This window comes from Thermococcus henrietii, assembly GCF_900198835.1.
Taxonomy (GTDB): Archaea; Methanobacteriota_B; Thermococci; order Thermococcales; family Thermococcaceae; genus Thermococcus; species Thermococcus henrietii.
Genome location: NZ_LT900021.1, coordinates 1312085 through 1336372, shown reverse-complemented (window position 1 = coordinate 1336372; position 24288 = coordinate 1312085). Strand labels below are relative to the sequence as shown.

28 protein-coding genes, 1 pseudogene and 1 riboswitch are annotated in these 24288 nt (G+C 55.3%); of the genes and pseudogenes, 16 read left to right on the top strand and 13 right to left on the bottom strand.

What is annotated here, in order from left to right:
* Positions 1-141: 141 nt before the first annotated feature.
* The 7 genes from CS910_RS07410 to glyA all read right to left on the bottom strand — a co-directional run bounded on the left by CS910_RS07410 (position 142) and on the right by glyA (position 5995).
* Positions 142-2061, bottom strand: coding sequence for a molybdopterin-dependent oxidoreductase (locus CS910_RS07410; protein ID WP_099210769.1), 1920 nt, complete (start codon positions 2059-2061; stop codon positions 142-144).
* A 5-nt stretch (positions 2062-2066) separates the two neighbouring features.
* Positions 2067-2633: a DNA replication complex subunit Gins51 gene (locus CS910_RS07405; protein WP_099210767.1), complete on the bottom strand. Its 567-nt coding sequence runs from the start codon at positions 2631-2633 to the stop codon at positions 2067-2069.
* 30 nt (positions 2634-2663) lie between these two features.
* Entirely contained in the window at positions 2664-3413 is a 750-nt protein-coding gene (locus CS910_RS07400) for a DNA polymerase sliding clamp (protein ID WP_042689803.1), read from the bottom strand.
* A gap of 2 nt (positions 3414-3415) precedes the next feature.
* A complete protein-coding gene (locus CS910_RS11990) occupies positions 3416-3577 on the bottom strand; it encodes a hypothetical protein (protein ID WP_167914929.1) in 162 nt (53 codons plus the stop codon).
* The gene (locus CS910_RS07395; protein WP_099210765.1) at positions 3574-3906 is read right to left on the bottom strand and encodes a transcription factor S; all 333 of its coding nucleotides are present in this window, start codon (positions 3904-3906) and stop codon (positions 3574-3576) included. The genes CS910_RS11990 and CS910_RS07395 overlap by 4 nt, the downstream gene beginning before the upstream one ends.
* A gap of 84 nt (positions 3907-3990) precedes the next feature.
* A complete protein-coding gene (locus CS910_RS07390) occupies positions 3991-4425 on the bottom strand; it encodes an immunoglobulin-like domain-containing protein (RefSeq protein WP_145955382.1) in 435 nt (144 codons plus the stop codon).
* A 286-nt stretch (positions 4426-4711) separates the two neighbouring features.
* Entirely contained in the window at positions 4712-5995 is a 1284-nt protein-coding gene (glyA, locus tag CS910_RS07385) for a serine hydroxymethyltransferase (RefSeq protein ID WP_099210761.1), read from the bottom strand.
* Positions 5996-6118: 123 nt separating this feature from the next.
* On the opposite strand from glyA, the pseudogene rlmD reads away from it, so the two are divergent.
* Both rlmD and CS910_RS07375 read left to right on the top strand, forming a co-directional pair.
* Positions 6119-7381, top strand: a pseudogene (gene rlmD / locus CS910_RS07380) (23S rRNA (uracil(1939)-C(5))-methyltransferase RlmD).
* Between the two features lie 40 nt (positions 7382-7421).
* On the top strand, positions 7422-8210 hold the full coding sequence (locus CS910_RS07375) for a hypothetical protein (protein WP_099210759.1): 789 nt from the start codon (positions 7422-7424) through the stop codon (positions 8208-8210).
* Between the two features lies 1 nt (position 8211).
* On the opposite strand, the gene cobS is transcribed toward CS910_RS07375, so the two are convergent.
* The 5 genes from cobS to CS910_RS07350 are packed head-to-tail and all read right to left on the bottom strand — an operon-like array spanning position 8212 to position 10662.
* Positions 8212-8904, bottom strand: a complete 693-nt coding sequence (gene cobS, locus CS910_RS07370; protein WP_099210757.1) for an adenosylcobinamide-GDP ribazoletransferase — start codon at positions 8902-8904, stop codon at positions 8212-8214.
* A 2-nt stretch (positions 8905-8906) separates the two neighbouring features.
* On the bottom strand, positions 8907-9317 hold the full coding sequence (gene cobZ / locus CS910_RS07365; RefSeq protein ID WP_099210755.1) for an alpha-ribazole phosphatase CobZ: 411 nt from the start codon (positions 9315-9317) through the stop codon (positions 8907-8909).
* Entirely contained in the window at positions 9314-9745 is a 432-nt protein-coding gene (locus CS910_RS07360; RefSeq protein ID WP_099210753.1) for a PIN domain-containing protein, read from the bottom strand. The genes cobZ and CS910_RS07360 overlap by 4 nt, the downstream gene beginning before the upstream one ends.
* Positions 9746-9979 carry a hypothetical protein gene (locus tag CS910_RS07355; protein ID WP_173866236.1) on the bottom strand — a complete coding sequence of 78 codons (234 nt, stop codon included), beginning with the start codon at positions 9977-9979 and terminating at the stop codon, positions 9746-9748. It lies immediately after the preceding gene.
* A 35-nt stretch (positions 9980-10014) separates the two neighbouring features.
* A complete protein-coding gene (locus tag CS910_RS07350) occupies positions 10015-10662 on the bottom strand; it encodes a PAB0415 family putative ATP pyrophosphatase (RefSeq protein ID WP_099210749.1) in 648 nt (215 codons plus the stop codon).
* A gap of 42 nt (positions 10663-10704) precedes the next feature.
* Here CS910_RS07350 and CS910_RS07345 point away from each other — a divergent pair, with 42 nt between their 5' ends.
* The 8 genes from CS910_RS07345 to CS910_RS07310 all read left to right on the top strand — a co-directional run bounded on the left by CS910_RS07345 (position 10705) and on the right by CS910_RS07310 (position 17555).
* Complete coding sequence (locus tag CS910_RS07345) at positions 10705-11451, top strand: uracil-DNA glycosylase family protein (RefSeq protein ID WP_099210747.1); 747 nt, start codon at positions 10705-10707, stop codon at positions 11449-11451.
* Positions 11439-12314 carry an adenosylcobinamide-phosphate synthase CbiB gene (gene cbiB / locus CS910_RS07340; RefSeq protein ID WP_099210745.1) on the top strand — a complete coding sequence of 292 codons (876 nt, stop codon included), beginning with the start codon at positions 11439-11441 and terminating at the stop codon, positions 12312-12314. The genes CS910_RS07345 and cbiB overlap by 13 nt, the downstream gene beginning before the upstream one ends.
* A gap of 15 nt (positions 12315-12329) precedes the next feature.
* Positions 12330-13082, top strand: a complete 753-nt coding sequence (locus CS910_RS07335) for a hypothetical protein (protein WP_099210743.1) — start codon at positions 12330-12332, stop codon at positions 13080-13082.
* A 215-nt stretch (positions 13083-13297) separates the two neighbouring features.
* Positions 13298-13876, top strand: a complete 579-nt coding sequence (locus tag CS910_RS07330) for a hypothetical protein (protein WP_099210741.1) — start codon at positions 13298-13300, stop codon at positions 13874-13876.
* A 116-nt stretch (positions 13877-13992) separates the two neighbouring features.
* Positions 13993-14967: an aminotransferase class I/II-fold pyridoxal phosphate-dependent enzyme gene (locus CS910_RS07325; protein WP_099210739.1), complete on the top strand. Its 975-nt coding sequence runs from the start codon at positions 13993-13995 to the stop codon at positions 14965-14967.
* Positions 14968-14997: 30 nt separating this feature from the next.
* Positions 14998-15744: a class I SAM-dependent methyltransferase gene (locus CS910_RS07320; protein WP_099210737.1), complete on the top strand. Its 747-nt coding sequence runs from the start codon at positions 14998-15000 to the stop codon at positions 15742-15744.
* A 154-nt stretch (positions 15745-15898) separates the two neighbouring features.
* Positions 15899-16846, top strand: coding sequence for a hypothetical protein (locus tag CS910_RS07315; protein WP_145955381.1), 948 nt, complete (start codon positions 15899-15901; stop codon positions 16844-16846).
* Between the two features lie 43 nt (positions 16847-16889).
* Positions 16890-17555 (top strand): hypothetical protein, encoded by a 666-nt coding sequence (locus CS910_RS07310; RefSeq protein ID WP_145955380.1) that lies wholly within the window; start codon positions 16890-16892, stop codon positions 17553-17555.
* Positions 17556-17989: 434 nt separating this feature from the next.
* On the opposite strand, the gene CS910_RS07305 is transcribed toward CS910_RS07310, so the two are convergent.
* On the bottom strand, positions 17990-18187 hold the full coding sequence (locus tag CS910_RS07305; protein WP_099210731.1) for a hypothetical protein: 198 nt from the start codon (positions 18185-18187) through the stop codon (positions 17990-17992).
* A gap of 122 nt (positions 18188-18309) precedes the next feature.
* Between CS910_RS07305 and CS910_RS07300 the strand changes: the two genes are divergently transcribed.
* The 6 genes from CS910_RS07300 to CS910_RS07275 all read left to right on the top strand — a co-directional run bounded on the left by CS910_RS07300 (position 18310) and on the right by CS910_RS07275 (position 24284).
* Entirely contained in the window at positions 18310-19455 is a 1146-nt protein-coding gene (locus CS910_RS07300) for an MFS transporter (RefSeq protein WP_223211943.1), read from the top strand.
* A gap of 4 nt (positions 19456-19459) precedes the next feature.
* The gene (locus CS910_RS07295; RefSeq protein WP_099210729.1) at positions 19460-22126 is read left to right on the top strand and encodes a valine--tRNA ligase; all 2667 of its coding nucleotides are present in this window, start codon (positions 19460-19462) and stop codon (positions 22124-22126) included.
* Positions 22127-22172: 46 nt separating this feature from the next.
* On the top strand, positions 22173-22352 hold the full coding sequence (locus tag CS910_RS07290; protein ID WP_099210727.1) for a hypothetical protein: 180 nt from the start codon (positions 22173-22175) through the stop codon (positions 22350-22352).
* Complete coding sequence (locus CS910_RS07285; RefSeq protein ID WP_099210725.1) at positions 22330-22572, top strand: hypothetical protein; 243 nt, start codon at positions 22330-22332, stop codon at positions 22570-22572. Before CS910_RS07290 ends, CS910_RS07285 begins: the two co-directional genes overlap by 23 nt.
* Before the next feature lie 52 nt (positions 22573-22624).
* Positions 22625-22689: riboswitch (Fluoride riboswitch) on the top strand.
* A 21-nt stretch (positions 22690-22710) separates the two neighbouring features.
* A complete protein-coding gene (locus CS910_RS07280) occupies positions 22711-23670 on the top strand; it encodes a respiratory chain complex I subunit 1 family protein (RefSeq protein WP_099210723.1) in 960 nt (319 codons plus the stop codon).
* Positions 23667-24284 carry a hydrogenase gene (locus CS910_RS07275; protein WP_099210720.1) on the top strand — a complete coding sequence of 206 codons (618 nt, stop codon included), beginning with the start codon at positions 23667-23669 and terminating at the stop codon, positions 24282-24284. Before CS910_RS07280 ends, CS910_RS07275 begins: the two co-directional genes overlap by 4 nt.
* Positions 24285-24288: the final 4 nt, after the last annotated feature.

Here is a 24288-nt window from a genome sequence, read left to right as displayed (position 1 = left end):
GTTCGTTTTTGGGCAAAAACTTGGCGGATAAACAAAGGCCTTTTAAAGCCAGTGAGGAGAAGTCCAGACCCGCTTAAAAATGGTTGTCATTGTGTAAACTGACACAAATTTCCGTTGTCAAAACTCAGTGAACAGGAATGTTTATTCGCCTTTAAGCTTCCTAACCTCGACCCACGTTGAATGGTACGCTGAGCCGTTCCCGTAATCCCCGACCGTCTCATCAGTCGTCAGGAAGTTGGCGTTCCAGCCGAGGAGCTTAACCCAGAAGGCCTTGTAGAGCAGGACAACTCCTCTCGGAACGTCGTCGCTGAGCTTTGCAAGGGTTTTTATCCGGCCGTAGTCATTGAAGACCTCGACCGTCTCGCCGTCCCGGATTCCCCGCTCATCGGCGTCCGCAGGGTTTATGTATAGACTGGGGTCGACCATTCCGTGGGTGTTGTGGTACTGGCTCGTTATCGTCATTCTGTAGGTTGGCGTGAGCAGGCGGAGCTGATACTTTCCTTTAAACTTCCTGTATTGGGGAAACGGACTCAGGCCCCTCTCAACGGCCCTCTGCGAAAAGAACTCGATTTTTCCGCTCGGAGTTTCCCACTTTCTCGGCTTTTCGGGGATTTTAACGAAGCCCTTTGCCTTCAGCTCCTCCCAGCTCAGCCCGTTGAGCTCAAGGACCTTTCGAATTACCTCCTCGTCGCTCTCGTAGAGGTGGGGATTTTTAATACCCAGCGCTCTTGCGAGCAGTTTCGTTACCTCGCTGTTGCTCTTGCCGTACAGCCTCGCGACCGGCTCGTTCAGAGCAACGTAGCGATGGTAGTAGGAATCCGCTATGTCAAGCCTCTCGAAGAAGGTATTGGCGGGCAAAACGACGTCCGAGTAGAGGGCCGTGTCGGTGAGAAAGATGTCGTGCGTAACGACGAAGACGTCGCTCTCGCTTAGGGCTTTTCTCAGCCGTTTCTGGTTCGGAAGGCTCGCGAGGGGGTTGGAGTTGTAGACGTAGAGGAACTTAATCTCACCCCGCTCGATGTATTCTGCCAGCTTCATCTGGGGGATTCTCTTTGCCGGCTTCGTTCTCAGGAACGCACCTTCAGCGTAGGACTTGTCTATCGTTTTCATGTCGTAAATGAAGCCGAAACGGTGGCCGACGAGGGCGGGAAGGATTGCTATCGTCCTAACCGCCTCCCCACCGGCAATGGAGCGCTGGAATCCGTAGCCGATGTGGATTACCCCCCTCTTCTCCGCGAACTCCCGCGCGAAGGTCTCTATCTCCTCAACTCTCAACCCGGTTTCCCTGCTTACATAATCAAGCGATAGCGTTTTTACATAATTCTTGAATTCTTCAAAGCCGTAAACGTTCTCGCGGACGAAGGCCCTATCGTAAAGTCCCTCCTCGATGATGACCTTCGCAACTCCCAAAGCCAAAAGAACGTCCGTATCGGGCTTTATCTGGAAGAACCGGTGAGAGCGCTTGGCCGTTTCGGTTCTGACGACGTCAACCGTCCAGATTTCAAGGCCATGCCTTTTGGCAAGGGCGAAGCCGTGAAGGTTCGTCCAGAATGCGTTTATCCCCCAGTAGACGATTAACCGCTGGTTTTTAAGCTCCTCGGGGTCGAGACCGACGGCGGTTCCGTAGACGTCCTTTAACGCCTCCTGCCCGGCCCTGTCGCAGATTCCGTAGTCGAGCACGGCGGTGTTGAGGTAGTGGAAGAGTCTCAGCGGGAACGCGTAGTTCACAACTCCCCTGTCGCCGGCGTACTGGTAAACGAGAACGCTCTCGCTCCCGTGCTTTTCGATGGTCTCTTTAAGCTTCTTCGCTACGAGGCCTATCGCCTCGTCCCAGCTCGCCTCCCTGAAGGAACCGCTCCCCCTCTCGCCGGTTCGGATTAGCGGTTTCTTTAGCCTGTCCTCCGAGTGGAACCACTTCGGGAGCAGAGCGCCCTTGGGACAGAGAAAGCCGGCCGTTATCGGGTGTTCCCGATTGCCCCTAACACCGAGCCTTCCGTCTCTGAGCTCGCTCACCATCGAGCAGGTATCGTAGCAGTCCCGCATGCAGACGGAGAAGGGCATGGCAATCACGGGGAAATCTTAACCTTGAAGGCAACGTCCCTCTCGACAAGAACCTTTCCTATCTCCTCGGGCAGAACCGCCATGTCCCAGGCCCTGAAGGGTCCGTACTCCCTCAGGTCGGGCCCGAGAATCGTTGGAAGCTCGGCGGTGACGATGTAGGCTTCCCGCAGTGGCCTTTTAGTTGGTGTTTCAGCTTCGCCCGGCTCGGGTTCGACCTCCGGAAGCTCTTCCCCGACATCTGGAAGCTCCTCGCGCTCAACGAAGGCCCTGAGAATCCTGAAAATCCTCCTCTCTTCATCGGTCATCTCAGCTATCCTTCCCTCGACGGCGAGGTCAACAATCTTATGGAGGCGGAGCTTGATTATCTCCTTCATCAGCTCCTCCGCTATTTTGAGCTGGGCAAGGTAGAGTCTCTCTTCGACGCTTTCGCCCCTCTCGCGGGAGCTCTCGGCGCTCAGCTTGAGGGCCTTGATTAGGCTGTCGAACTCCCTGTAAAAGTCGTCGTCTAACTCCGTCAGTTCGACACTGGAAAGCTCCCCCTCAAGCAGTTCCCTGAGCTTGACGATGTCCATGCCACCACCTCAGAGAAAAGGAAAGGGGAATCACTCCTCGACGCGTGGGGCGAGGAGGAACACGAGCCTTCCTTCGTCCCTAATCATGTACTCCATCTGGAGGGGCATCTCGTTGCCGAAGCGGAGGATTACCTCATCGGCCTTGCCGATGCCCTTTATCATGTCGCTGAGGTAGCTGATTCCGTAGGCGCTCTTGGTTTCCTCCTCGACCTCGAGGTCAAGCAAGCCTTCGTCCTCAAGGGTGAGCTTAATCTCGACCTCGTTGGTCTCGCCCTCGGCCTTCATGACGAACTCGCTCTCGGTGGCGATGAACTTTATGGCGTCGCTGACGAGTGAGGCATCTTTAACGGCCTCCTTGAGAACCTCGCCGAGGACGACGACTTTAGCGGTGAACGGGAGCTCCGGAAGGTCGAGCTCAAGCTCCTCAACGTCTATGAGCGGAAGGCGGAACGTTCTCTTTGCCGTTCCCTCGAAGGTTATCTCAAGGAAGTTCTCGTCGCCCTTCCTGAGTATGAGCGTGTCCTTGGCCTTTCCGCGCTTGAGTATCTTCTTGAACTGGTCCATGTTGATTCCAACGGTTTCGGGCTCCTCGACCTCGTACTTGGAGAATATGCTCTCCGGGAGGTTGAGGTCTATGAGAACGACCCTGCTCGGGTCCATCGCGCGCATGCTTATGCCTTCCTCGGTGAACTTGAAGGCGGCCTCGTCTATCAGGTTGCTCGCTGTCGCGATAAGGTCGGCAAATTCCTTGGCACCGTCAAAAACGACCTCGAACGGCATCTTCATCCCTCCAGTATTTTAAGCATGAGCCTAACCCTTTCTTTTCCGCGGAATAAATAAGCTTTTCCGTTGTCGGTATCAGGAACCCTGCGGTAGGCTTCCTCAAGCTCCTTCAGGGCCTTCCTCGCGAGCCTGACGAGGGTTTCGCGCTCGAGCTCGTTCACTCGTAGGCCCTCCATACGTAGCCGCACTTGGTGCACTTGTAGAATATCGTGCTCGGCTCGTCGCCGGCCCTCGTCTGCATCTCCCACCAGTAGGCCGTGTCGTTACCGCACTTGGGGCAGGTGACCTTGGTGGTCGGCAGGGTCTTGACATCCTGCTCAATGACGACTATCTCCTCGTCCGGCTTGTGCTCGACCTTCTGCGTTATTCTGGTTTTAGCCCTGTCCTTCTCCTCGTCAAAGGGCTCCTCGTAGCCACAGACGCGACAGACCCAGACCTTCTTCTTCCGGTCAGGGAGCATGAGGTTACCGCACTTCGGACAGAACTTCATAGCCATCCCTCCAGCCGGGGGTTGGGTATGTGGGTGGAGAATAAAAAGTTTTGCCAGAAGAGGCGGTAGGAGATAAATGAAACCTCAGCCCTCGATGTAGAACTCGGCGCTCACGGTGAGGGTCATTTGTTGAGTTGAAACTTTCTTCACTATCTTATAATGGCCAGATGAGAGCTTCAGCTGGGAGAGGCTGACCTTCTGGGTCCAGCTCTTCCCGGGTTCAAGCTGAACAACCGACTGAATGAACATTAGGTCAACGTTTACCTTGACCCATTTTCCGTTCTCCTCGCGATAGAGCTCGAAGGGATAGCCAACGGTAACGGTCTCGTTGCCGTTGTTGGTAACTGTCAGGACCATCGTGTCCGTCGGTGAGTAGCGCTCCCCCTCGAGGGAAAGATTAATCGGGGCCTTCTTTCCCTGTGACGCTTCGGCCGAGCCGCTGGAACCAACGAGGAAATAACCCGCCACCAGCCCAGCGATTATTAGAACCGCAAGGACCGCCCTCTTCACGGACACCACCAAGATGAACTCACCACAAGAGTAATTAACGCTTTCGTTCGTTTCAAAATGATTTGAAGCGGTTTGATTTGAGGCCGCGGCGGGGATTTTAGCCCCCTTATTTGACCCCCTGATTTGAGGCGCACGCCACGGTGCCCGGCGGGGGTGCGCGGTGAATGAAGGCCAGGCACCGCTGGAAACGCCTTGAGAAGGAAGCTTATAACTTTTTCTTCAAGAAAATCCGAAGTCGCTGGAGAAACTTTGGGGAGAAACCAAAGTAAGAATGGAAAAACTGGAGGGAGCCCAATCACTCCCTGAGCGGAAGCCCGTGGTCGAAGGAGTAGTAGACCTTCTGGAACTCGGCGCGGAAGCCGTAGACGTCGCGCCTGACCTTGGCCGGGTCCTCCTTGTCGATGAGGACGCGGCGGATGAACCTGGCAATCTCCTTCATGTCGTCCTCGAACATTCCAACGCGGGTCATCTCCTGGACGCCTATGCGCAGACCGCTCGGCTCGTTGACCTTCTCAAGCGGGTCCCAGGGCAGGAGGTTCTTGTTGAGGATTATGCCGGCCTCTTCAAGGAGCGGTGCCGCCCAGCCTCCGGCAGCGGGGTGGAGGTCGCTGACGTCAACGATGACCTGGTGGCTCTCGGTGTAGCCCCTGTCCTCACCGATGACCTTGAAGCCCTCCTCTGCTAAGGCCTCGGCCAGAGCTTTCGCGTTCTTGACTATCTGCTTCGCGTACTTCTCACCGTACTCGAGCATCTCGGCCGCGGTGAGGGTCTTTCCGGCCATGTGGTGGAGGTGGTGGTTGCTAAGAACTCCAGGGAAGATGGCCCACTGGAGCTTGGCTATCTCCTCTGTCTCGCCGAAGCGCTTGTAGATGATGACACCGCCCTGCGGTCCGGGGAAGGTCTTGTGGGTCGAGGCGGTGATTATGTCGGCACCCTCGCGGAGCGGGTCCTGGAACTGCTTTCCGGCGATGAGTCCAAGGACGTGGGCACCGTCGTACATGACGTAGGCGCCGACCTCTTTAGCTACGGGCGCGAGCTCCTTGACCGGGTGCGGGAACGGGAAGAGCGAACCGCCGAAGACGACTATCTTGGGCTCGAGCTCGCGAATGAGCTTCTCGGCCTTGTCAACGTCGATGTTGAACTCCTCGTTGTCGAAGGGCCAGGTGTGAACCTCGAGACCTCTCATTCCAGCCGCTCCGAAGGGCATGTGGCTTATGTGCCCGCCGTGGCTGGTGTGGAGAACTATCGCCTTGTCGCCCGGCTGGGTGAGGCCGAAGAAGACCGCCTGGTTGGCGTTGGTTCCGGAAATCGGCCTGAGGTCGGCGAAGTCGCTTCCGAAGAGCTTGGTGAATAGCTCGACGCCGATGAGCTCGACCTCGTCAACGTACTTACAACCCTGATAGTACCTCTGCTTCGGCCAGCCCTCGGCGTACTTGTGCATGAAACCGCTCGCGACTGCCCTGGTAACCGTCGGAGAAGTCACGTTTTCGCTTGCTATGAGGTTTATCGTGTGGGCCCTCCAGTTCTCATGGTCCTCAATAAACTCCAAAACCTTATCGCGGTATTCGCGGTAGCTCATCGTGGACACCTCGGTTGTGCTTCGAACGACGGGGATATAAACCTTACCACACCTGTTCACACGTGCAGAGTTGTGCATTATCGGCTTCGAAGGATTCTTAAGCGAAGCCCGCAAGTGAAGGACATGCCCTCCAGAAGAATCCGCGAACTCAGTGACGACGGCCTCGGGGTTCTTCAAGCCGGGAACAAAACCGTTTACGTCCCCTTCGCTTATCCTGGCGATAGGGTTAGGGTCAAATCAAAGAGAAGGCGCTTCGGCAGGCTAATCGCGAGGGACTTCGAGCTTCTGGAGCCTTCCTCCCGGAGGGTTCTCCCGAGGTGCCGGCACTTCGGGAAGTGCGGTGGCTGTCTCTGGCAGGGGCTGAACTACAAGGCCCAGCTCGAACTCAAGGCTGAGCTCTTCGAGCGAATCACCGGAATAAAGGCCGAAATTAAGGGCTCGCCCAAAATTTGGGGCTTCCGCAACGTCAGCAACTTCATCGTGACGACTAACGGCGTTGGCCTCAAGGAATACGGAAACCCCCTTGGCGTTGTGGACCTTTCGGAGTGCCCTGTCTTCTCGAAGAGAACGCCCGAATACCTGCGCGTTCTCCGCGACTTTCTGGCGGAAACGAGACTTAGGCCGTGGAGTCTGAAGAGGAAAACCGGCGACGTTCACTATCTCCAGGTCAGAGAGGGCAAGTTCACTGGAGAGGTCATGGCGAACCTCATAGCCCATCGCAGGCCCTCCGAAGAAATCGTCGAGGCATTCCAAGACTACTTCTCCTTCGCGGACTCGCTCTACTAGAGCCTAAAGGCTGACGACAGAGACGACGCACGCGGGGAGCCGGAGCTCGTCGATGGGAACCCATTCATACAGGAGAGAATCGGCGACGTAACGTATCTCATCCACCCCAACAGCTTCTTCCAGACCAACAGCTACGCCCTTGAGCTTCTCCTCAGGGCAGTTGAGGACTTCGCCGACGGCGAAAGGGTTCTCGACCTTTACTCCGGCGTCGGCACCTTCGGTGTCTGGCTGGCTAAGAGGGGCTTTGCCGTTGAAGGGGTCGAAGTTAATCCCTTCGCGGTCGAGATGGCCAACAGAAACGCCAAGCTGAACGGAGTAAACGCCCAATTCCGCGTTGGGAGGGCTGAGGAGGCCCCGATAGGCGACTACGACACCGTGATAGTGGACCCACCGCGGAAGGGTCTGAGGGAAGCTGGAGAACTTCTCGTACGGAGCGGAGTTGGGAGGGTCGTTTACGTCTCCTGCAACCCAAAGGCGTTCAGGCTCGACTACGAGAACCACCTGAAAAAAGCTTACCGCGTGGAGGAAGCGGTTCTCGTGGACATGTTCCCGCACACGCCCCACGTCGAGGCGATTGTTGAACTCACCCGGAGACGTTAGGTTTTTAAATCCCCTTTTGTACTAACAACGGTGGGATTCTATGGTTTTGGGTGGGAGGAAAAAGTTAAAATTCATAAACGGAATCCATCACGGGAGTCACCTCGACACCGTCTGCATCTCCCAGAGGGAGGGGTTGAATCTTATCGAGGATGCCGTTCTCGGGAAGTACCCGGCCAGGCGCGTTGAGTTCGAGAAGAAGAAGCTCCTCGGAAAGGAAAAGATCTCCTATGAAGTTGTGGACGTCCCCCTAGCCCGCGGCCTGGTTCTCAGAGTCGTAAAGCGCGACATGGAACCGTTCACGGCTTTTCCTGTTCTTGAGGGGGTAACGGTTGAGTTCGAGGTTGAAGAAGTCCTTGAGTGGAAGAAGTGGCCCGAAGCTAACGTCTCGGGGGCGGTTTTAAACGAATATTCCCCCGCGGTTACATTCTACGCAACCGACTACATCGAAAGGAAGAAAGCCTATCTAAACTCTGAGAAGCTCAACGTTAAGCTGGCTTTCTTTGTGTACACGGGGACGGCGGAGGAACTCAAGAGGGAAACCACGAAACTGCCCGACGGCAAAGAGGTCGTCATTGACCTCAACGAGGCCGAGATACTTCTTCCAGCGGCGGTGAGCGTTCAGGGGGCTTTTATAGACGACTACGTCATGACCGCTCATGTCCTTGAGCTTGAGGAAGTCGAAACGCCCTGCGGGGCCGGCTACATGATGCTCCTCAGCAACGAGCCCATCGGAAAGGTCAGGGCCTTCGTGCTGAAGGAGAACCTGAAGGGAGAAATTGAGAAGGGCACGAGCATGAAGCTCGCCGGATGGCTTCAGGGCGGGCTTTGAGCTAGCATCCCAAAGCCAGTGCCATTCCCAGGAGCGCCCCTGCTCTCGTTATCTCGGCTACCGCGCCTATGCAGTCACCGTTGAGCCCGCCGAAGTTTTTTAGCGAGAGCCTGATAACATATGCTCCAGCCAGGAGGCCGAAGAGAGACGCGAGCGAGCAGGGTTCGATATAGGCTATTGGCAGGAGCAGGAGGAGGTAGAGGGCCGTTCCGATGGCCAGTTGCCTTCCGTTCATGCCCTCCATGAAGTACGCCCCAAGGCCCTGGCCGAGGGGTTTCTTCGTTGCGAGGGCGAGGAGCATGGCGAACTTGGAGTTCAGCTCAGCCAGGTAGAGGGCGTAGAACGGGAGGAAGGGAATGGAGTAAACCTGTAGGAAGAGAACCATAACGACGGCAAAGACCCCGGCTATGCCCGTGTTTAAGTCCTTCATCACCTTAACCTTCCTCTTGCGGTCGCCCTTGACCATAATCCCGTCGGCCCAGTCTGCCAGGCCGTCGAGGTGCAGGAGGCCTATCGTGAGGTAGAGGGCAAGGAGGGCTAAGACGTTACCCAGAGGAAGTCCCAGGTAAAGAACGAGCGTCGCCAGGGCCGAAGTTACCGGTGCGAGAATGGGAAGTGCCCAGAGCTCATTTCTAACCCTCTCGAAGTCGCCTTTGACCGGAATCCGCGTGAAGAAGGGTAAAAGATTACGCACCGCTACACCTCCTCGAACAGCCTCGTCATACAGCCCGCTATAAAGCCACCTATCGCATCGTCGAGAAACGGTGGGAGCTCCGCAAGGATTCCGGGCTTCCTGGTGTCGTAGTAGAAGAAGTTGAAGAGCGCCATCTTCCCGCCTATAAGCTCGGCGATGTTTATGCCGATGAGCTCGTCGGCCACAAGGTTCACGGGGTCGCCCTCAACCTTGAAGTTCTCTTCGAGCAGGAGAGCCGATAGGAGCAGAGCTTGAACGTTGATGTCGCCCAGATACCCCAACACTAGCTCTCTCAGCCTTTCTCGAACCTTCTCGCGCTCGTCGCCGATGTAGAGCTCCAGCGCGGTGTCGAGCATCTTTTCGAGGGTTACCCCTTTGGATTCAAGCTTAGAGAGGAGTTCTTCGGGGGTCATACCGGGCCACCCATGAGTTTTAGTAGTTCTGACGGAGAATAGACGGCAATTCTATCTTTGATGGCGTTTTTCAGCTTTAAATCACCCGTAACAAGAGGGAGACTCAGGGCGAGAGCAAGGGCAACGTAAGGGGCGTCTTTTGGGTCGGGAGACAAGGAGAGGGCTTCCTCTATGCCAGCCTTGACGATGTGCTCCGGCATCGTTATCGTCTGGGACTTGATAATTCTGAGAATGAATTCGAAATCCCCCTCTGTTAGGCGAGTTAATCTGGCGAGACGGTCTTTTTTTCGCTCGACTTCTTCCCAGAAGTAGCCCGGAACTAAAAATTCAACGTCCCTCGTCACGTGGTTCAGCATGAAAAGTTTGTAGGCAACGCCTCTGTTGTAAAGGGCCGAAAAAACGACGTTATAGTCCAGTACGACCTCCATTCAGACCACTCCGTAGCGCCTGGCTATCTCCCCCGCAATCTCGTCTTCAAGCGCCTTGGCCTCTTCTTCGTCCTCTATCTTGATGTTCCTCACGATTTCCTCGAACCGCTTCGCCTCTTCAACCCTCTTCTGGAGCTCCCGCGCAACGTCCACGACAAGCCTTCGCTCCAGGGCTTTTCTCATCTCTTCACTCCAGCCCTCAGGGACGGTTATCCTGAGCACTATCTCACCCATTCTCTCACCCCCCATTATTTTCGCCCTGTCCCTATTTACCTTTTCTCATTTCTTAGCTCGAACCTAACCCAGTGATACCTCTCGCTCTCCTCTGTCGAGAGGATTTCGAGGGCAAAACGTCCTTCAAAGAGGGGAGACGCTAAAACAACGGTGTGAAACTCCGCGAACTCGCCGACCGGGTCAACGCCGGGGTTCCTTTCGAGGAAGAGCTCCAGGTCGGCGACCGAGCGGAAGGTGTAGCCGAGCCACTCTTTACCGAGCTTTTCGCGGTTCACGGCTATTATCGCGTACTCAAAGCCCGCATTCAGGATTTCCTCGGCGAGCTCCTTAGTGTTTCGCCCCCAGAGCGGTTCAAGGGGTTTGACTCCGGCTTCTTCCGCGAGGCGCTCAATCCACCTCAGGTGGTCCTCTAAGAGAACGTCGCCCGCTATCAGGTAGTCCACTTCCAGAGAGGCTATGAATTCCGCCAGTGCCTCGCTTCCCCGGCTCATGTCGAAGGTTAGCAGTTCCTTCCCCATCGCATCGGCGAGCGTTTTGAGAGCTGAGAAGTTCTCCCAGTGGGGCGAGAGTCCTATAGTCGTTTTGAGCGCGAGAAGGTAGGGGACCTCGATTCCGTTTCTTTCAGCAAGGTGAACCGCATAGAGGCCGTCCTTGCCACCCGAGAAAAAGGCGACTCCCTTCATTCAACCACCAAGCCTATAAATGGTTTGGAGCTTTTATCCATTATGCTGATTCGGATTGATGAACTCCAGAGGGTCGGCGACGTCTACGTTAATCCGCAAAACCTGCTGACCGGGCAAATCTCGCTGAAAACCTGGCGCGATTTTATGAGTCTAGACGAAAAAACCTACGGAACCTACGCACGGACGATTTACAACCCGAAGGAGAGGTTTTTGGTAACCGATGAGCTCTCAGAGGCCCGGGCAATAGAGCTTTCTGCCCTCTACTGCTCCCTTCTAACGGACCCCGAGTACTTCTGTGGTAGAGAGAACCTGCGCTACCAGCTCGAAATAGGGGAGTTCGAGGGGCTGCCCTTTGCCAACGGCTGGACGGGCTCCAGGGTCGTCCTCGTGGGCGAAGCGCCGGGGAGGAGAGGTTGCGGAAAAACCGGCGTGTGCTTCTACCGTGACGCCTCTGGGAGCTTACTCAGGAAGGTTCTCTTTCACCTCGGCATCAACCCGGACTTCGTGTACATAACCAACGTCGTGAAGTGCAACCCTCCGAACAACAGGCTGTCCCGCGTTCCGGAAGGCGCTTACGAACTACTCGCGAGGGAACTCGAAATCCTCAGGCCAAAGGCAGTCTTCGCCCTCGGCAGAACCGCCGAAAGGGCCCTGAGGGAGCTCGGCTTTGAGATGGAGTACTTGAGACATCCGGCCTGGTACGTGCGTCGCGGAGTCCGCGAGCCGAATGATGAGATGCTCGCCGAGTACGCTAAAATCAGGGGGGCCTTCGGGGGATGGACGCCCTAATCGTTTTTCTCCTCGCGCTCCTCTGGGACCTCCTTCTCGGAGAACCACCGGTGAAGCTCCACCCCGTGGTCTGGTTCGGGAGGATAGCCGGTTTTCTCGACAGGAGATGGAAACGAAAAGGTCCCCTCCCGGACTTCCTCGCGGGAACTCTAACGGCCCTCGCCGTCATTGCCTTCGCTTTAGCCCTCTCGCTCCTTCCCCGTTACCTCCCCTTCCCGCTGAACTACGCCCTCGCGGTTTACCTCCTGAAAAGCTCCTTCGCGGTAAGGAGCCTCCACGAGCACATAGAGAGGACTGTAACTGAGGACATCAAGGAGAAACGGAAGGCCGTCTCGATGATAGTGAGCAGGGACGTTAAAAACCTCGACGAGGCCCATCTCAACTCCGCCTCGATAGAGAGCCTCGCCGAGAACCTCAACGACTCCGTAGTCGCTCCGCTGTTCTACTTCCTCCTCTTCGGCCTCCCCGGAGCCCTGCTCTACCGCGCGGTGAACACGCTCGATGCCATGCTCGGCTACCGGAGCGAGCGCTACGAGTTCTTCGGCAAGTTCTCAGCGAGGCTGGACGACGTCCTTAACTTCATTCCGGCTCGATTAACGGTCCTCCTCTACCTCCCGCTCGGCGGTTTGAAGGTTCTCAGGCACTACCGCCTTGCAAAGTTCAAGATAAACTCCGACAAGCCGATTTCAGCTATGAGCGCCGTCCTCGGAGTCTGGCTTGAGAAGCCCGGCGTTTACCGCTTTCCGGGGAGGGAGCCGAAGAACGAGGACATAAGGCGGGCGTTGAAAATCTACTGGTTCGTCGTGGCAGAATGGGTGGCCATAACCATCGCCGCAGCCTTTAAGTTTCGCCCGCCACTATAATGTGAGGTGGTTACCATGTCACTCCCGGAAGACGTTGAAAACGGGCTCTCAAAGCTCCTTGAAATGAAAAAGAAAGCCGTGGAGGTGCACCCCCTGTTCAGAAGGATTTACCCGCTGGCGGTGTTCAGCGGAGGAGAGCTCCTTGTCTTTGAGCCGGAGGGGAGTTCCTACCGCTACTCCGGCAGTTTTCCGGCGGAGCTCCCAGAGGAGATATTCGCCGCGTTCCCCCTGAAGGAGACAGGGTGGAAAACCGCCGCGGTCGTGTCACGCCGCGCCCTCTCATCGGAGGAGGGGCTCGTCTTCATCCTCCACGAGTTCGTGCACTGCTATCAGGCGGAGTGTTGCGAGACAGAGCTCAAGAGGGGGCTCAGAATTGCGAGGGAGTACTGGGAGCGGGGTGACTACTCGTGGGAGCTTGAGCACCCCTTCCCCTACGAAGACGGGCGGTTTGTGGAGCTCTACTCCGCCCTGCTCGGCGGAGAACTGGAAAGAATCCCTGAGATAAGGGCGGGCTTCCGGGAGGTTCTTTCGGAGAAGGACTTCGAGTACATGGTCTGGGAGGAGTGGAAGGAGGGTTTTGCGAGGCTCATTGAGAACCGTCTGCGGGCGCTCTTCGGACTCCCCGAGAACCACGCCGGAGGGGAAAGGCCGTTCTCAAGGGTTACGTTCTACGAGGGCGGTGCGAGACTCATTGAGTGGCTCTGCAAGACCGAACCCCACCTTTACCACGACCTTCGGGCCCTGTTTGAGAGGATGATGGCCCTGTGAGGTGTGTCCATGCTGGGACCCGCAGTGCTCTGAAAATCCGCCGTTGCTAAACTCTCCAATTGGAACTTAGGGGAATTGTGAAAGCCATTATTAAGCCAGTGGCTATAACGCTATGTTCCAATAACATATTAACTTCTAATGTCAAGTTATAAAAATAGAAAAATTTTTAAGTAGATGGCCGCATACTTTGTTAGAAGTGTGATATGGTGACAAAAATGAAGCGAGTCCCCCTGCTGATCCTTTTGATTTCCCTGCTGCTCTTTTCCTCGCTGTGCATAAGCGGTTCTCCATCAAAAAGCTCAACTCCGGGGTTCAGCCACACGCAGTCTTCTTCCCCCAAGGACATCACGGCATTCCTCACCAGTGTCAAGGAACGTCTTGAGAAATGCGGTACGGGCTCAAAAGGGATTTTAGTGCAGGGAGAGGGCCTTAAGTATTTGAATATGAGCGTGTTGAACAGCACGACGGCTGAGGTGGGAGGAAAGAAATACCGATACGCTGTTTTAGGGATTGGAAACGTCAGCTTCTCTGGAAAGGCCCGGATAGGGGAGTATACAATCGCCTGGGGGCAGCCGAGGAACAGCACAACGACCGGCGGGCAGAGGATCGATTTCAGGATTTATAAAGACGGCAGCCTCGTTGGTTCGCTTACGTACTGGTACGTCCCGGTTCAGATGGACTCCTACTGCCTCGCGATAACATCCAAGACGGTGACCCTCAAAGACAACAACGCGCTGATCTTCGTGTTTATGCACAGTGACGCCGGAAACCTGTGGCTGGTGCTGGAGCAGTGACTCACAGCCTTTGGTTTCAATTTTGATCACTGCTACGGAAGTGGAAGGCGGCACCCCTGCCGTGGAATTATTCGGGGGATAGCATTAAAAATGCTTAGCGGGTATGTACCCCTGCAATGCTTGAGCCCGTGAAGTTCTCGACCTATCACGGAGGCGCAAGGGAGGAAGGTTTGCTTGACTTCTCGGCGTCGCTCAATCCTTACCCCCCTGAGTGGCTCGACGAGATGTTCAAACGCGCGAGGGAGATAAGCGACCGCTACCCCTACTACGAGAGGCTTGAGGGGAAACTCGCCGAACTTGTCGGCGAGCCTCTGACTCTAACGGCCGGCATCACCGAGGCGCTCTATTTGGTTAGAATCCTCGCGCTCCGCGGGAAGAAGGCGATAATACCGGAGCACACCTACGGCGAGTACGAGAGAGTTTCGCGAATTTTTGGAGCGAGGGTCGTCAAAGGCCCGAACGAACCGGAAAAGCTGGCAGAACTCGTCGAGAGAGGCTCGGTCGTCTTCTTCTGCAACCCCAACAACCCGGACGGAAAGTTCTACCGCGTTAGGGAGCTCAAGCCACTCCTCGATGCGGTGGAAGACAGAGGGGCGCTCCTCGTTCTGGATGAAGCGTTCATAGACTTCGTGAAAAAGCCGGAGAGTCCGGAGGGGGAGAACATCGTAAAGCTCAGGACCTTCACCAAGAGCTACGGTTTGCCGGGAATAAGAGTCGGCTACGTCCTCGGTTTTGAAGAGGCTTTCAGAAGCGTCAGAATGCCCTGGAGCATAGGCTCAACGGGAGTTGCCTTTCTCGAATTCCTCATTGAAGACGGCTTCGAGCACCTCAGGAAGACGATACCCCTCATCTGGCGCGAAAAGGGGAGGCTTGAAAAAGCGCTGGGCGTTAAAAGCGACGCAAACTTTTTCATCAAGCGCGTCGGGAACGCTGAGGAGTTCGTTGAAGCCATGAAGAAGCGCGGAATCCTCGTGAGGAGCTGTGCGAGCTTCGGACTGCCGGAATACGTGCGCTTTTCGGTGAGGAAGCCAGAAGAGAACGACAGGCTTATTGGAGCGTTCAGGGAGCTGGGAGGGGGAGAAATATTTTAAGCTTGAACACAATTTCACTTAGGTGGTATCATGCACGAGCTCTACACCGTTCTGGCCGAGTACTACGACGCGATTTACAGGCGAAGGGCTGAGCGGGTTGTTAAGGAGATTGATTTCGTTGAGGAGTTGTTCCGGAAAGAGGCCGAAAGGGGAGTAAAGAAAATCCTCGACCTTGCCTGCGGAACAGGGATTCCGACGCTTGAACTCGCGAGGCGCGGTTACGAGGTTACCGGCCTCGACCTCCACGAGGAGATGCTGGCAGTTGCGAGAAGAAAGGCCGAAGGGGAAGGGCTCAGCATCGAGTTTATCCGGGGAGACGCGCTTGAGCTCGACTTCGAGGAAGAGTTTGATGCAGTAACTATGTTCTTCTCATCAATCATGTATTTCGATGATTCCGCAATTCAACAATTATTTAATTCTGTAAAACGGGCGCTGAAACCGGGCGGGGTCTTCATAGCGGACTTCCCGTGCTGGTACTACGGCGGAAGGGACGGCCCGATAGTATGGGACGAGCGAAAGGGCGATGAGAGGCTGGTCATAACCGACTGGCGCGAGGTGGAGCCGGCTTTTCAGAAGCTCCGCTTCAAGAGGCTCGTACAGATAGTTAAGCCGGACGGGAGCGTTAGGGCCGTCATGGTGGACGACGAACTCAACATATACACGCCGAGGGAGATGAGGCTTTTGGCCGGGAGGCACTTCAGGAAGGTTAAAATCCACGGAAACCTTCACGAGCTGAGGCCCAACGACAGGAGGTACTGGCTGGTGGCGGTGAAGTGAATGCAATTTCAATGAGTAATTTTCTTTTAATTGCTTCTTTTATGTCAATACTATTAATAGAAAAACTTTTAAAGTTTAAGTTTGTTATTCATATGAACAACTCTAAGAAAGTAACCGCATGGGCTGGAGACGGGTTCTTGCCTTGGCTTTGGTGGTGCTCTTCCTTGGAATGACGGTCAGTGGTGCCAGCGCTGCGGCAAGCTTCGTTAACGCGACGACGAACAGTACAGTAACGGTTCCTCAGGAGTTTAGTCCGGAGAAGAAACCTGGAAATGAAGTTCGGCCACAGTTTATACCTGCTGTTTTGGCTGGTATAAGCATAGTGGTTGGCAGTACAGAATTACTGGCGATAACTGTCAGTCTCGCGACACTCATGACGATGGGCCTGTACAAGGTAATTGAGAAGTATGGTGGCAAGGTGGCAGACATCATTCTGCGTGCGACGGGTTTCAAGCAACTCTCAGAGTTCAGTGATGGGTTCCTTAATGCTGCCGGATACTCTATGAGTCATCCCAATGTCGAGGTTCACCTCAAGAAGCTCTGGTTCATTCCACTGCCGATAGCCGAGAAGGTCGTTATCAAGGACGGCTCTGAGACAATAGTGGAAGTAAAGAAAAGCGAGCTTGACCAAGTTAACGACCTCTTCACTCCAAAAGAGTTCGGACAGCTCTTAGGTCAAGCATATCTAAACGGATGGGACGCTAACAAGGCGAAGGAATTCACAGAAGAGTTATATAAAGAGACTAGAACCCTACCAAAGTTCAACGGAAGGTATACGTCATGTGGATACTGGCCTCCAGGGAAAGTGAAACTTTTTGAGAGTGATTTGAGACACATTATTAGGAGACATTATGAAGGGAAAGTTTACTACGGAGAACCCGATGCCACTGTCTTTCCAAAGAGTATAACTGGGAAATGGCTGGCCGATGTTATTAAGAAAGCAATAACAAGCGGTGAAGTGAACTGTGGCAAGACGAACCCCAATGGGGGCAAGATAGCATTGGAAGTAAACACAGAAATTGGTAGAGTGCGAGTAATACTTCAAAGGATAGGATACAAAAGTTATAAAGTTCTCACAGTATACCTGTTAAAGTCTCACTAAGTTGATTCCCATTTTTTAATTTTTATTTAAATGTCGTTAGGTGATGAGCATGGTTGGGGTTCATCTTTGGTACATCCTTCCAACCAAGGAGCAGCTGAAAGAGGCCGTTCTATCATCGCTCTCAGATGCTGTTGAAACTTACATTGAATCCGTTAGGGAGGGGGACGAGGAAGATTTTAACGAACTTCTCAAAAGCATCCTCTCTAGGGCATTTGAATACGACGTTAAGTATGGGCTAGAGGTTGATGGCAAAGAACTGATAGCGCCCGCCTGTGGGAACTTAATTGAATTTTTTGAGGATGTAGCACTCTCGATTGTTTATGCTGTGGGAGGAAAGGATGCAATTGCCAAACTCATGAGTCTTCCAGTAGAAGTAAACCCACTCAGGAACAACCCTGTCACCAAGAACATGTCCATAGAGGATATTCTTTTTCCTGGAGGATCTCTTAAACTCTTCTTTGGTACTTTTGACCCAATAAAGTTCATCCGGTACCGTAGACATGCCAAAATTCTTGAGATTGAGTCCCCAAACAACGGGGTAACCATCAGAGTGGGAGTTGATGAATACGTGGAGGGAATTTGGGAAGACCTTATGAGAGGAATGCGTGAGGTTGAAGAAGCCCTAAAGATGTTCACACCCCTGCAGGCTCTATATCCCAAAATCCAGTGGGTGAAATTGATAACAAAATACGTGCTCGAGAAACAGTGAGACATATGACTCCCACAGTGCTCATCTGGGAATTGCTGGTGCTAGTATTTAATTTTTACACTCCATAAGGGTGGTACAAAATGCGAGAGCTCGAAGTCATATTTACCCTTGATGAGTCCTTTGGACCTTTGGAAAAGAGAGCAGAAGAGGCAATAATTGTGGGGGAGGAATATGTTATTCAAACGAATCAATAGTAGAGATAGCACTTAGCGAATACGATGTCATCACCCGTTGCTGGGGAGAGAAAGTGTTTAATGCGACTGTCCACTTTAATGAATTTCTTTATGAGCTTCTCCGATTTGCGTTTTATGCCACAGTTGATGAAATTCCTGACAATGTGAAGTCATACGGATGGAGTTTTAACAATATAGACGAACTCCCAAACTGGCTTGACAGAGAAGTTAGAACCTTGAAAGACATATTGGGGGAAGAGTTTAAAAGCTCGCCAAAATAACCTGGGCGCTCGCAACCGCCGTGCCGGTCCTCGGAATCTCGGCCGCGTACTTCCTCACCCCTTCGCGGCATATACTCGCACTTCTCCTCCTGTTCCTCCTGCTGACACCGATTAACTTCGCTCTCCACCGGAGTGCCTGCGAAAAGTGCGGGATGAGGAGAAAGTGCCCGATGACCATGGCTCGCTGATGGGCACCCCAAACCTTTTAAACTCCTCCCCATTTCAGTGCACGGGTGATGCCTATCGTCCACCGGAAGACGGGAGCGTGGTCTGAAATGGCGCTACACGGCGACGGCTTTAGTGGGCTCGCTGAGCTCCGCGGTTCTTGGGCCTTACCTGAGCCTCTGGCTTAAGTCGGTTGGCCTGAGCTTTTCTGAGATTGGACTGGTTCAGAGCGTTTCGGAGCTTGCCCAGCTTCTCACGGACTTCCCAACCGGCGGTCTCGCGGACAGGCACGGCAGGGTCCGGGTTTACTCAATCGGAAGCTCCCTCTTCGGCCTCGGACTGATCGTGGTAGGCCTTTTAAGAGGGCTCTGGGGTGTCCTCGCTGGTGCGTCCCTTTCCGGCCTCGGAAGCGCCCTCGTCAGCGGGACAATGGTTCCCTGGCTCTACGACGCCCTTGGAGACAGAAAGCAGGTAAAGGACGTTCTGAGCAGGCTGAAGGCCCTCTCCGGGCCGGTCAGGTTTGCTGGTGGCTTCCTCGGCGGTGCACTCGCCGGGTTCGCCCCGAACGCCCCGGTGGTTACCGCAGGAATTCTCGCGATGGCTTCTGGCCTTATGGCCTCCCTCCTCTTGCCAGACAACAGGGGCAAGGCGGAACTCGGCTACTCTGGAATACTGCGCAGGGGCCTGCATGTGGTCCTTGGAGACAGAAGATTGCACCTGCTCCTCCTCTCTTCGTTCCTGCTGAGCTTCACGGGCAGGGCGTTCTTCACGTTCTGGATGCTCCTGCTGAAGGGCCGGGGACTACCGGACGAAGCCCTTGGGCCTCTCTTCGCGACGATGTTGCTCTCGACTTCCCTCGGCGCGTTGCTGGCGAGGAAACTTGAACCGTCCCCGAAAACAGTCACCCTGACGTCTACCCTGCTCGGCGTTGAGGTTGCTCTCCTTGGCCTCGTACCCGACCTCTGGGGGAGCGTGGCTCTCCTCTTCGCGGTAGAGGTTACCCTCGGGGCGAGGGGACCGCTGATGGCAGTCCTTAGGAACGACCTCATTCCCTCGGAAGTCCGCTCGACGGTCAGCTCGACGCTGGGCACAATGGGAAGCGGGTTCACGGCGATTGCAAACGTTGCGATAGGCCTGCTCGCCGGAAAGTTCGGGCTCGGCACGGCCTACCTCGTGGCCGGCCTGACCGGGGCCCTTTCGGCCCTGCCAATCTGGGGATTAACCTTTTTAAGCGCCCCCGGCGAAGGGGGTAACATCCCGGAAAAACCCGGTGGAAGGTGATAGGATGCTCCCGAAGAACTACGACCCGAATGAGATTGAGCCCAAGTGGCAGAAGTTCTGGCTCGATGAGAAAATCTACAAGTACGAGCTCGACGAGAAGAGGCCGAGCTACGCGATTGACACCCCGCCCCCGTTCACGAGCGGAACGCTTCACCTCGGTCACGTGCTCAGCCACACCTGGATTGACATCATCGCGCGCTATAAGAGAATGACCGGCTACAACGTTCTCTTTCCCCAGGGCTTCGACAACCACGGGCTTCCAACGGAGCTGAAGGTCGAGAAGGAGTTCGGAATCAGCAAGGACCAGCCCGAGAAGTTCCTCCAGAAGTGCGTTGAGTGGACCTGGCAGGCCATCGAGGCCATGCGCAACCAGTTCATCAGGATAGGCTACTCGGCCGACTGGGACCTGGAATACCACACGATGGACGACTGGTACAAGGCAGCAGTCCAGAAGTCTCTCCTCGAGTTCTACAAGAAGGGCCTCCTCTACCAGGCCGAGCACCCCGTTTACTGGTGCCCGCGCTGTAGGACGAGCCTTGCCAAGGCCGAGGTCGGCTACGTCGAGGAGGACGGCTTCCTCTACTACATCAAGCTTCCCTTAGCTGACGGAAGTGGTCACGTCCCGATAGCGACGACGAGGCCCGAGCTCATGCCCGCCTGTGTTGCCGTCTTCGTCCACCCAGAGGACGAGCGCTACAAAGACGTCGTCGGCAAGAAGGTCAAGCTCCCGATATTCGAGAGGGAAGTGCCGGTTCTGGCTGACGAGGACGTTGACCCGAGCTTTGGAACCGGAGCGGTTTACAACTGTACCTACGGTGACGAGCAGGACGTCGTCTGGCAGAAGCGCTACAACCTGCCGGTCATCATAGCCATCAACGAGGACGGAACCATGAACGAGAACGCCGGGCCTTACGCCGGCCTCAAGACCGAGGAAGCGAGGAAGAAGATTGCGGAAGACCTTGAGAAAATGGGTCTCCTCTACAAGAAGGAGAAGATAAGGCACCGCGTTCTCAGACACACCGAGAGGAGCTCCTGTATGGCCCCGATTGAGCTACTCCCCAAGAAGCAGTGGTTCATAAAGGTCAAGGACTTCACGGACGAGATAGTGAAGGTCGCGAAGGAAATCGACTGGTATCCCGAGGACATGTTCCTCCGCCTCAAGGACTGGGCCGAGAGCATGGATTGGGACTGGGTCATAAGCAGGCAGAGGGTCTTCGGAACTCCAATCCCATTCTGGGTCTGCGATAACGGCGAGATAATACTGCCCGACGAGGATAAGCTTCCGGTTGACCCGCGCTTTGACAAGCCTCCGAGGAAGTGCTCCGACGGAAGCGAGCCGAAGCCCGTCACCGACGTCCTCGACTGCTGGGTTGACTCGAGCATAACCCCGCTGATAATAACCAAGTGGCACGAGGCCATCAAGGGCGACGAAAAAGCCAAGCGCTGGTTCGAGCACAACTTCCCGACCGCGCTCAGGCCCCAGGGAACCGACATCATAAGGACGTGGGCATTCTACACGATATTCAGGACCTACATACTTACCGGCGAGAAGCCCTGGCGCGACGTCCTCATCAACGGAATGGTCGCCGGGCCCGATGGAAGGAAGATGAGCAAGAGCTACGGCAACGTCGTTGCCCCGGATGAGGTCATTCCGAAGTACGGCGCCGACGCTCTGAGGCTCTGGACGGCCCTCGCCCCACCCGGAGAGGACCACCCGTTCAAGTGGGAGACCGTAGACTACAACTTCCGCTTCCTGCAGAAGGTCTGGAACATCTACCGCTTCGCCGAGAGACATCTCGCTGATTTCGACCCGGACAAAGCGCCAGAGGAGCTCGAACCGCTCGACCGCTGGATTCTCAGCAGACTCCACAGGCTCATCAAGTTCGCCACCGAGGAGATGGAGCGCTACCGCTTCAACCTTCTGACGAGAGAGCTGATAACCTTCGTCTGGCACGAGGTCGCCGACGATTACATTGAGATGATTAAGTACCGTCTCTACGGCGACGACGAGGAGAGCAAGCTGAAGGCTAAGACGGCGCTCTACGAGCTCCTCTACAACCTGATGCTCCTGATGGCGCCCTTCGTCCCGCACATCACCGAGGAGCTCTACCAGAACCTCTTCCGCGAGCGGGTTGGCGTTAAAAGCGTTCACCTCCTTGAATGGCCGAAGTTCAGAGAGGACAGAATCGACGAAGAGGCCGAGAAGCTCGGTGAGCTGGCGAGGGAAATAGTCGGTGCGATAAGGCGCTACAAGAACTCTCACGGCCTCGCCCTCAACGCCAAGCTCAAGCACGTAGCCATCTATGCAACGGACTCCTACGAGAAGCTCAAGACCATCGAGAGGGACATAGCCGGAACGATGAACATCGAGAGGCTTGAGGTCATCAGGGGTGAGCCGGCTTTAGAGGAGCGCATAACCGAGATAAAGCCCAACTTCAGAACCGTTGGGCCGAGATACGGCAAGCTCGTGCCGAAGATTACCACCTACCTCAAGGAGCACGCGGAAGAGGTTGCCAAGGCGCTCAAGGAGGCCGGAAAGGTCGAGTTCGAGGTCGACGGTCAGAAGGTCGAGTTGAGCAAAGACGACGTCATCATCAGGAAGGCGGTGTTCAGTGAGGGCGAAGAGGTCGAGACGGCAGTAGTTGGGGACGCGGTTATAGTGTTCTTCTGAGTTAGGTTTTTACGCCTCCCCTTCTATTCTTACCCGGTGGAGAACCTTGAGGGAAGAGGAGCTGAAGAAGCGAATCGAGGAAATGGAGAAGCTCCTTGAGCTTATGGAACTCAAATACGCTGAGATGAAGCGGGACAACGAGCTTCTGAGGAAAGCCCTCAGAGAGCTCCAAAGGGAAAACGAGAATTTAAAGGGTGAGGGAGATGGAAGAGGAGAAACTCCGTGACAGACTGCTCGAGCTCTCGAAGAAGGAGGCGGTGCTCAACTACAAGATGTACGAGCTCTTCAACGAGAACAGAACCCTTGCAATCAAGCTGGCCGGCTACATAGCCGAGAACAGAATGCTCGGAGGAAACTGGAGCGACGAGGAAGCGATTAATGTCATGGACAAGTACCTCAAGGCAGGGAGAAAAGAGGAGCATCCCCCCAAAGACGTCCATCAGTGAACTCCCGAGTTCTCAAAACCTTTAAAAACCCAGCCTCATAAAACCGCCGGGCAAATTTCCGGGCGATGGCGTCCGCCCTAACTGCCCCGAACAGGGGCTAATGACGCCTGTTCTCTCCATATCGGGGAGGTGACGCCTTTGAACCCGGAAGACAGGGTGGTTATCGGTTTAGTTCAGGTTATAGTGGTGCTCCTGCTCTCACCCCTAATGGTAGGAATCCTTAAGAAGATAGAGGCGCGCATCGAGTCGAGGAAGGGAATAAGCATCTTCCAGCCCTACTACGACCTCGCGAAGTTCTTCAGGAAGGAGACGCTGATTCCAGAGGGAGTCGGCCCGTTCTTCGTCATCGCGCCGTTCGTAGCCTTCGGTGCAATGCTGACGTTGCCCTGGGTGCTCCCGATAGTCGGCAACTTCCCGAGCTGGCTGGCCCCGACGGTGGACTTCTTCGGCGGGACCTTCATATTCGGCCTCGCCGCGATGGCCTCGGTTCTGGCCACCGAGAGGACGGGAAGTTACTACACCGGGATAGGGGCAACCCGTTCCGTGAACTTTGGGGCCTTCGCGGAGCCGGTCCTCATAATGGTCTTCTTCGGAGTGGCGATAATCACCGGAACCAACAACCCGTTCCTGATGAACCACAGGGTAACGGCGGAAGGCTGGTACCTCAGCCCGACGCACATCCTCATCACGGCCGCGTTCTTCATGCTCCTGCTCTTCGATACGGGAAAGCTCCCAATCGAGTCCCACGGAAGCAACGAGCTCGGAATGCTCGACCAGGCAAAGGGTCTCGAGTACACAGGCCCGCTCTACGCCCTCAACTCCTGGGCGGGCTACATGAAGTCCTTCATCCTGATGGCGGTCTTCCTCAACGTCTTCGCGGTCCCATGGGGCCTCGCGACGAGCGCAAGTTTAGTCGAGATTGCCAAGGGAATCGCGACGCTCTTCGTCAAGATGCTCGGGCTCATCCTGGCTTTCGTCGTCGTTGAGGAGACCCTGGCGAAGATAAGGCTCTTCCGCATCATCGACTACCTTTCCGCCAGCTTCCTCCTGGCGATAATGGGCGTTATCAGCTTCCTCCTCGGGGGTGGTGCGCCGTGATCAACGAAATCCTAAACCTGCTAGGCTCGGTGGTCCTCCTCACGGCCTTCTTCATGCTCACCGAGTCCTACATGCACTCGCTGATTGAGGCGGTTGCGTTCCAGTCCGTCCTAATCGGTCTGATTATCGGAATAGTCGGCTGGGAAAAGCGGATTCCTGAGCTCATAATCCTCGGCGGAATCACGATAGCGTTCAGGGCACTTCTGATACCCTGGCTCCTCCAGAGGGACGTCAGGAAGGAGAGAATCTGGCGCGGAAGGGAGATTAAGACGACGCACCACGCGATAGTCCTCGGCCTCGTCGTGGCGGTTCTCGCGTATTTCCTCTACATCCCGATCTACAGGGCAACGGACAACTGGAGCGGGGTCATAGCCTTCGTCCTGCTTTTCCTGGGCATGCTCATCATAGCCTCGAGGAGGAACGCCCTGGCCCAGATAGTCGGCTACCTCAGCGAGGAGAACGCGCTCCTCTACCTCGCGGTGATGCTCTCGCCGATGCCCATGGTCCTTGAGTTCGGGATACTGCTCGATATGATAGCCTTCGTCCTGCTCGCGGTCGTCTTAGGTGCCGAGAAGCGCTACGGACCGCTGGAAGTCGAGGAGCTGGTGGGGTGATAGC